7 protein-coding genes are annotated in these 8,682 nt (G+C 48.0%); all 7 read right to left on the bottom strand.

Annotation, left to right across the window (positions count from 1 at the left end; genetic code table 11):
• Positions 1 to 205: 205 nt before the first annotated feature.
• Positions 206 to 1,681, bottom strand: a complete 1,476-nt coding sequence (gene der, locus WH43_RS09675) for a ribosome biogenesis GTPase Der (protein WP_053424403.1) — start codon at positions 1,679 to 1,681, stop codon at positions 206 to 208.
• A gap of 186 nt (positions 1,682 to 1,867) precedes the next feature.
• On the bottom strand, positions 1,868 to 3,052 hold the full coding sequence (gene bamB / locus WH43_RS09670; protein ID WP_286049629.1) for an outer membrane protein assembly factor BamB: 1,185 nt from the start codon (positions 3,050 to 3,052) through the stop codon (positions 1,868 to 1,870).
• A 9-nt stretch (positions 3,053 to 3,061) separates the two neighbouring features.
• Positions 3,062 to 3,700 (bottom strand): YfgM family protein, encoded by a 639-nt coding sequence (locus WH43_RS09665; protein ID WP_053424402.1) that lies wholly within the window; start codon positions 3,698 to 3,700, stop codon positions 3,062 to 3,064.
• Positions 3,701 to 3,711: 11 nt separating this feature from the next.
• Complete coding sequence (gene hisS, locus WH43_RS09660; protein ID WP_053424401.1) at positions 3,712 to 4,986, bottom strand: histidine--tRNA ligase; 1,275 nt, start codon at positions 4,984 to 4,986, stop codon at positions 3,712 to 3,714.
• A gap of 44 nt (positions 4,987 to 5,030) precedes the next feature.
• On the bottom strand, positions 5,031 to 6,146 hold the full coding sequence (gene ispG, locus WH43_RS09655; protein ID WP_053424400.1) for a flavodoxin-dependent (E)-4-hydroxy-3-methylbut-2-enyl-diphosphate synthase: 1,116 nt from the start codon (positions 6,144 to 6,146) through the stop codon (positions 5,031 to 5,033).
• On the bottom strand, positions 6,146 to 7,351 hold the full coding sequence (locus WH43_RS09650; RefSeq protein ID WP_053424399.1) for a RodZ domain-containing protein: 1,206 nt from the start codon (positions 7,349 to 7,351) through the stop codon (positions 6,146 to 6,148). The genes ispG and WH43_RS09650 overlap by 1 nt, the downstream gene beginning before the upstream one ends.
• Positions 7,348 to 8,664 carry a type IV pilus biogenesis/stability protein PilW gene (gene pilW / locus WH43_RS09645; protein ID WP_286049627.1) on the bottom strand — a complete coding sequence of 439 codons (1,317 nt, stop codon included), beginning with the start codon at positions 8,662 to 8,664 and terminating at the stop codon, positions 7,348 to 7,350. Before pilW ends, WH43_RS09650 begins: the two co-directional genes overlap by 4 nt.
• Positions 8,665 to 8,682 lie beyond the last annotated feature (18 nt).

Below are 8,682 nucleotides of genomic sequence, written 5' to 3'. Positions count from 1 at the left end.
TTCTTTTGGCGAAGCAAAAGAAAGTATCTCGCCTGCGGCGAAACGCTTTAAAGTAAAAAATGTAGCAATTAAGAACTTAGCTAATCAGCGCTAAAAGACCGTCATTAATCCCTCTGACACCACAGACGGGTGCAAGACCCGCCCCTACAATTTGCAAACAACCCACAAACAACAAGGCCAGCTTGCGCTGGCCCTGAATCATAACTTACTTCTTATTCACCAGATTCGCTCTGGCTTTTAAGATACGGTCCCGTTTGTACTGCTGATTAGGGGTCAGCGTATTACGTTTGCCGGCAAATGGGTTTTCGCCTTCGCGGAATTCAATCCGCACCGGGGTGCCCATCATCTGTAAAGATTTACGGAAATAGTTCATCAGATAACGTTTGTACGAATCTGGCAGATCGTCAACCTGATTACCGTGGATCACGATCAAAGGCGGATTGTAACCACCGGCGTGAGCGTATTTCAGCTTGACCCGACGGCCTTTGACCATAGGTGGCTGGTGATCTTCCACCGCCATTTTCATAATACGGGTTAAAAGCGCTGTACTAACACGACGGGTAGCCGAGTCGAAGGCTTCTTCTACCGATTCAAATAAGTTACCGACACCTGAGCCGTGCAAAGCCGAGATAAAATGCAGGCGGGCAAAGTCGATAAAACCTAAGCGTCTGTCGAGTTCGCGTTTGACATCGTCTTTGATCCGATCGTCCAGACCATCCCATTTATTGACCGCAATCACCAATGAACGACCTGAATTGAGCACAAAACCTAAAATGCTTAAGTCCTGGTCGGAAATACCTAAGCGGGCGTCCAGCACTAAAATCACGACGTTGGCATCTTCAATCGCCTGCAGCGTTTTAATCACAGAGAACTTCTCGACCATATCGTCGATTTTGCCACGACGACGCACACCAGCTGTATCAATCAGCGTATATTCGCGCTCACCGCGGGTCATAGGGATATAAATTGAATCCCGTGTTGTGCCTGGCATGTCGAACACCACCACACGCTCTTCACCTAAAATACGGTTAGTTAACGTCGATTTACCAACGTTTGGACGGCCCACTATCGCCAGCTTGATATGCTGATCCTTCGCCTGGGTAATGTCCTCTTCGCTTTCTTCTTCCTCAAACTCGTCCGGTAGTTCTTCGCCTTTTTCAATAGCGGCAATACGCTGTTGTTGCTGCTCAGACAGCATAGGCAATAAGGCATGTTGCAACAAAGACACCACACCACGGCCATGCACAGCAGCTATTGGATAGACTTCACCCAGCGCCAGACTATAGAAATCTGCTGTGGCTGTATCGGCATCCAAACCATCGGTTTTATTCGCTACTAAGAAGACTTTTTTATTGATACGGCGTAAATGCTGCGCTATCGCATCATCAGCCACCATGGCACCAGCACGGGCATCGACCATAAACAGCACAATGTCAGCTTCGTCTATGGCTTTGAGTGACTGCTCGGCCATTTCTACTTCAATGCCTTGCTCATTGCCGTCGATACCACCGGTGTCGACCACAATAAATTCGTAACCTTCGTATTTGACTGAACCGTATTTACGGTCACGCGTCAGGCCCGGAAAGTCCGCCACTAAGGCGTCACGGGTGCGGGTTAAACGGTTAAATAATGTTGATTTTCCAACGTTGGCTCTGCCAACCAAAGCCACTACAGGTAACATGGTTTTACCTCAAATAAAATTACTATGTATCCTTGTGGATACCGCAGGCCAACTGACCTTCTTACTCTGTCACGCCAGGCTTTTTACAGCCTGGCACTGACCACAATAGCTACACTCTATGAAACAACAAGGCCGGAGGCGATGGTTTATCGGCTCCGACCCTGCTTTATTGTCAACCAGGACAGCTTAAGGCAAGCGTATTAAACTTAGCTCACCATCCCGGGTTTGGATCACTAATTCGTCAGCAGTGCTGACACCCTGCACATAAAAGCCTGAACCATATGTTTCCTGAGCGACAAACTCACCGGTGTTTTTATCCAACCAGAACAAGTTACCTTCGACATCACCTACGGCCAGATAATCTTTATACACTGCAGGTCCGGTCAGGAAATGTTTATGTAAACCTAACTGAGACCATTGCTCTAAACCGTTACGGCGGTCGATAGCAAAAATTTTGCCGACACTGTCGACCAGATAAATGCTATTGCCTTCAACCACCATATCGCGGAAGCTGGCGTATTCACGTTTCCAAATAACACGACCAGTGCGCAGTTCAAGAGCGACCAGCTCACCGTTAAAGGCTATAGCGTAAATAGTACCGTCCATGACGATAGGAGTTGCGTCAACATCCACCATACGGGATAAATCGGTCGCTCCTTTTGGCACAGCAATAGCGGCATCCCATGCCAATACACCTTTGTCAGCTATTAACACTGATACTTTACCAGCGCCACTACCAAAAATAACACCACCACTGGCCATCACAGGTTCACTGGTGCCCCGTAAACTCAGTAATGCGCTTTCCTGTTCATGCATCCAGCGCTGTTCACCTGTGTCCGGGTGCAAGGCAAACATGTAACCCGCTGAGGTATTCACCACTACATAACCATCACCAGCAGCAGGACTTGCAATGACTTCACCTTTGACTTTAACACGCCATACCAACTCACCAGTTTCAGGGTTAAGTGCTACAACATCGCCGTTTTCGGTGCCGACAAAAATTTTGTCATAACCAGCACTGACACCACCGGAAACCCGGGCAGTTTCAGAATTCCAGAATTTCAGGCCATCCAGGAAACTGCCTGTGCCATCGTCACGAACATCAAAGGTCCAAAGACGATCACCAGACTCTTTATCAAAAGCCATGACTAAACCAGCACGGCTGGCTGCAAAAACTTTATCTTTGTAAATCAATGGACGTAGCGCTGAATCATAATGTTCAACCCCATCCCCCACAGAGGCACTCCAAATTTCTTCGGGTTCAATTTTGTTGTCAATTTCCGGGTACACTAATTCTTCTTTAGAAGAACAAGCAGCCAAAGTCGTCAACAACGCCAGCATTAAGCCGATACGGGACTTGAATAACTTCACTCTTACACCTTAAGCAGCAGTTACGTGCGCCAGTTCGTCTAATTTCACTTTCAGAAGTGGATTCTGAGCATCTTTAGTGGCGGCGACAGCAGCCTGATAGGCTGTTTTCGCTTTCGCCAATTCACCTGAGTTCAACAGCACATCGCCTGTCAATTCCTGTTGTTGTGCTTTGAACGCTTCAGGCACAGCTAAAGCCAGAGTTGCTAAAGCTGCTGCGTAATCTTTTTGTTCATTTTGCACACGAGCCAAACGCAGCTGCGCCAGTGCTTTTATTTCTGGCTGTTTAGCTGTGGTCACTACCCAGTTCAGCTGTTTAGCAGCAACAGCGTAGTCTTCTTTTGCTACCGCTTCTTTGGCTGCAACAAAAGCCGCCAGCAGTGCATAGGAAGAGTCACTGTTTTTATCAACAAAGGTCTGGAACTGCGCTAACAACTCTGGGTTATCAGCAGCTTTTTGCTGTTGCTCCAGTAATTTAGTGTAGGCACTTGATGCTGCCATAGTGCTTTCCAGCTGCTGATCCTGAAAATAACGCCAGCCGTACAAGCCACCCAGACCCAAGACCACACCGGCGATAATAGCGGTGCCGTTTTCTTTCCAAAAGCGCTTAATAGCTTCGACTTGTTGTTCTTCGCTGTTGTAAATTTCCATCTTCGATCCCTTTAAACCAGCTGCTTCAGAGCGCTGCTTAATTCAGTCAATTTAATATTTTGTTGTGGTTTTTCTTCTCTGAGCCATTTCAGTGTAATTTCGCCAGCGGCCAGTTCGGTTTCACCTAATAGCAGACCAAGGCTGGCACCAGACTTATCCGCTTTTTTCATTTGTTTCTTTAAATTGCCGCCACCACAATGCGTCATTAAGCGCAGCTCAGGTAACTCATTACGCAGGCTTTCGGCAATAGAAACTGCAGCAAGTTCCGCGCTCTCGCCTAAGGCCATCAGATAAATATCGGTTTGAGGCTGGGCTTCTGGCAATAACTCTAAGGTTTGCAGCAATAATACCAGTCGCTCCATACCTAAGGCAAAACCAACTGCAGGAGTGGCTTTCCCACCCAGCTGTTCCACCAAACCATCGTAACGCCCCCCGGCGCAGACTGTGCCTTGTGAACCCAAGCTGCTGGTGACCCACTCGAAGACAGTTTTGTTGTAATAGTCCAGGCCACGCACTAAACGTGGATTGATCACAAACTCAACACCAGCGGCTTTTAAACGCTTTTGCAGGCCATCAAAGTCGGCTTTGGATTCATCATCTAAATACTCTAACAGCTGTGGCGCCTTACCCAACATCTCCTGCATCACTGGATTTTTGCTATCCAGTACCCGCAGCGGGTTACTGTACATGCGACGTAAGCTGTCTTCATCCAGCAGTTCTTTATGTTGCTCTAAATAGGCGACTAACGCAGCGCGGTAATCCGCACGCGCCTGGTTCGAGCCTAAAGAGTTCAGCTCCAGTGTGACATGAGCAGATAAACCTAAGCTTTTCCACAAACGGGCGCTGAGTAAAATCACTTCAGCATCAATGTCCGGGCCTGCCATACCAAAAGCTTCTAAACCAAACTGGTGGAACTGACGGTAACGGCCTTTTTGTGGACGCTCGTGGCGGAACATGGGGCCCATGTACCACAGGCGCTGCTCCTGGTTGTATAGCAAACCATTCTGATTGGCGGCACGTACGCAAACTGCAGTCCCCTCGGGGCGCAAGGTCAGACTGTCGCCATTGCGATCGGCAAAGGTATACATCTCTTTTTCAACGATGTCAGTCACTTCGCCTATAGAACGCTTAAACAATTCGGTCATTTCGACTATAGGAAAACGAATTTCTTCGTACCCATAGTTGCGCACTGTTTTACGTAAAATCTGTTCTACAAATTGCCATGCCGGAGTATCGGCGGGTAAACAGTCGTTCATGCCACGAATGGCCTGGATATCTTTTGACACGGGTTTTATCTCTTTGTCCAAAGCGGATGATGCAGCGAAGCTACTCAGTCCAGCTGTTTAATTTCAATCAGTCGTTTTTGCTCTTCCAGATACAAACGTACCTGAGCTTCTAATTGTTCTGCGACGTTATTGTTATCAATGCGTAGTTTTTGACGCTGGCCTTTGAGGTAGAAACCACTCATACGGTTTGCCCCTGCCACACCTAAATCAGAGATCAGCGCTTCACCAGGGCCATTAACCACGCAACCAATCACAGAAACAGTCACTGGATCGATCACATCTTCCAGTCGTTGTTCCAGCTCATTCATGGTTTTGATCACATCAAACTCCTGACGGGAGCAACTTGGGCAGGCAATAAAATTAATGCCGCGGGAACGGATACGCAGGGATTTTAAAATATCAAAACCCACTTTCACTTCTTCAACCGGATCGGCCGCCAAAGAAATACGCAAGGTATCACCTATGCCTTCAGATAACAGCATACCAAGACCAATCGCAGATTTGACGGCACCAGCACGGGCACCACCAGCTTCGGTGATCCCCAAATGCAGAGGTTGCTTAATTTGTTTCGCCAGTAAACGGTAAGCACCTACAGCTAAAAATACATCCGAGGCTTTGACACTGACTTTAAACTGGTCGAAGTTCAGACGATCCAGAATGTCGACATGGCGCATGGCCGACTCTACCAGTGCTTCTGGGGTCGGTTCACCATACTTTTCCTGTAAATCTGCTTCCAGCGAGCCGCCATTCACACCAATACGGATGGGAATGTTTTTATCGCGAGCCGCTTCTACCACAGAACGGATACGGTCTTCCCGGCCTATATTGCCAGGGTTAATACGTAAACAATCGACACCGTATTCAGCTACTTTTAGCGCGATACGGTAATCAAAATGGATATCGGCGACCAATGGAATAGGCGATTGCTGTCTAATCAGCTTAAAGGCCTCTGCCGCTTCCATAGTCGGCACTGAGACACGCACCAAATCAGCGCCTGCTTTGGCAATGGCCTGAATTTGCGCCACTGTCGCTTCGACATCTGTAGTTTTAGTATTGGTCATCGACTGTACTGCAATAGGCGCATCACCGCCTATCAGTACATTGCCCACTTTAATTTGAGTAGACTGGCGTCTTTTAATAGGATTTTCTGCGTAACTCATCAGTTTTGTCCGAGGGTTAACCGGGCGACCCGACCTGTTGGATAACCTGACAGGTCAATGGCTTCGCCATTAAAGTTAAGAGTGGCCGCTGCTGCGTTGCCCAACAACACTTTGATTGGCGCAACACCACGTAAATTCAGTTGTTCACCAGCCTGACGACTGCCAAATACTAAGCGTTTGCCTGTCGCATCAACCACATCAACCCAACACTCTGCACTCAGAGACAAATTGATAGTGGAATTAGCTGACGCATCAACAGCTGCAGCACCTGGAGTTTCTGTAGCTGAGGTTGTAGTTTGAGTCGTAGGCTGGACAGCCGCAGTATCGGCAGTTGTAACAGTCGGAACGTCATTTGTTACCGCTACTGATGCCTGGGATTCATTCTGAACAGGAGCAGTGACTGCAGGAACTGATTGCTGCAACTGTGGTTCACTCTGAACCGGAGTGTTGACAGCAGGCGCAGTCGCTGCACCCCTAGTAGCAGAATTTTCCTCTGTCGTAGCTTGCACCACTGTTGCAGCAGGTTGTGTCACGACAGCTTGTGATTGCGGCTGTATTACAGTCGGAACATCTGCATTTAAACTAGTTTGTGGTGCTGTGCTTTGAGCTTGTGGATCTGTCGCTGTTGGCGAATGATCCAGCTGAGTCACAGGAATACGGTTCTGTTCAGCCTCTGGCTGTTCGGTTTGCTGATACGACTGAGTGTCGACAGGCTTAGCTGCTTCACTCGCCAGCATAGTCTCGTCAGTTTGTGCCATAGGCAACGCAGAGCCTGAGCCTGAACCGCCAAACCTGCTTTGCCAGAAACCAAGAACCAACAACACCACAAAGACCGCAATAACAAAATAGGTCACCCACATAAAGCGGTTTTCGGTCGCTTCTTTGGCTGTGCGTTTAGAGAAACTGCGGGTCAGGCTTGGCACCTGATGCAAGCCTTTTGAGTTGCTGCTGTAGGCATCTAATACTTGTTGGGCGGGTATTTTCAGTAATTTGGCATAAGAGCGCAAATAACCACGCACGAAAGTGGAAGACAGCTTGGCATCGACCTGATCCTGTTCAAGATCGTCGATCAAGCTCCTGCTTAAATTCAGTTGCTGTGCCACCTGGGCTAAGGTCAGATTTTGTTGCTCACGAGCCTGACGTAATAGTTGTCCCGCGCTCAAAGTCTGTACTGCGCTGCTGGGCTGCGTTAATTCAGTCGTCATAATTCTAATTGTGCCGGATCTTTTAAGTAGATAAATTGCCCAGCCCGTATCGGGCTTTGCTCAGTTAAGTTGTTCCATTGCAGCAGGCTGGTTAATTTCACCCTGTAACGCATCGAAATCCGAAACAACGTATCGCCATATTGGATTTGATAACGTTCTGGTACTTCAATTTGTGGTTCTATCTGCCGGTGTGCTTGTTGTCCAATCCAGAGGATCTGGCCCTTGACTATAGGCTGATTATCACGCAAAGAGTTCCAGCTGATTATATCGCTAATAGTAACACTGTAACGCTCTGCTATGCCATACAAGCTTTCATCTTGTTGTACTTGGTGTTGTACAGCCACGGTTTCAGCCTGACTTTGCATCTGAGCGGCCAGAGTCGCAGGCAAAACCTTAGACTCTGTTGCTCCAGTTACTGGTGGTTTCTTGCGGGTGATTTTAATTTTCGGCTGTCCTGCATCAGTTTTTACCTGTTCCGCCGGCTGCTGCAGTAACTGTTGTTTGTAGTCTTGCCTAAGTTGGCTAAATTCGGACTCACTTAATTTGCCCTGACTAAGCAACAAGCTTTCCTGACTTTGCGGATAGGTGGTGAGCAGCAACTGCTCAGCATTTTGCATCCTGCTGTAATCTTGTTGCTCCTGTGCTATCAGATAAGACAACAATACTGAACGGGGGGAAATTTGAGAGGCACTTTGCATTCGCTCCAGCAGCACCTGAGCTGCAGGCAAATCAGCCATTGCATAATTGACCGACGCTAAATTAAACAAAGCACTGGGCCTGCTGGCATTGTGCTTAATGGATAAATCCAAATAGGCTTTCGCCTGAACAAAATCTTTTTGCTCCAGTCGGCACAAGGCGATATTTTCATAACTGTCTGCGGCACGGATATAACCAGGGCGGCTTATTGCCTGCAGCAGTAACTGTTCGGCTTGCTCGTATTTGCCACGCTGACACAAAAACGCACCGTAGTTGTTATAAGAGTCAGCGTTATCGGGTTCAAGATCTAAAGCAGTTTTGTAGGAGTGTTCGGCGGCTTCAAACTCCGCCACCTGCTGATAATAATAGGCCATAGCGTTATGCACTTCGGCCAGTTCAGGCGCTAAGCTTTTGGCTTTTTCCAGATTAAACTTGGCTTGCGCATTATCACCCCGTTGCAGGTAGTTAATGCCAAGCGCTATGCGGGTACGGGCAGCTTCTTTTTGATCCATCTTGGGACGAATTTGCCGGTCACTGCCCACCACTGTGGTTTCGGTGACACAAGCTGCCAACTGTATACTCAACATCACACAAGCAAGAAGCCTGAGTTTTTGCATAACGATACCAGTTCAATG

The sequence above is a fragment of the Rheinheimera sp. KL1 genome (genome assembly GCF_001275035.1).
GTDB classification, from domain to species: Bacteria; Pseudomonadota; Gammaproteobacteria; order Enterobacterales; family Alteromonadaceae; genus Pararheinheimera; species Pararheinheimera tangshanensis.
This window is presented reverse-complemented; position numbering and strand designations above follow the sequence as displayed.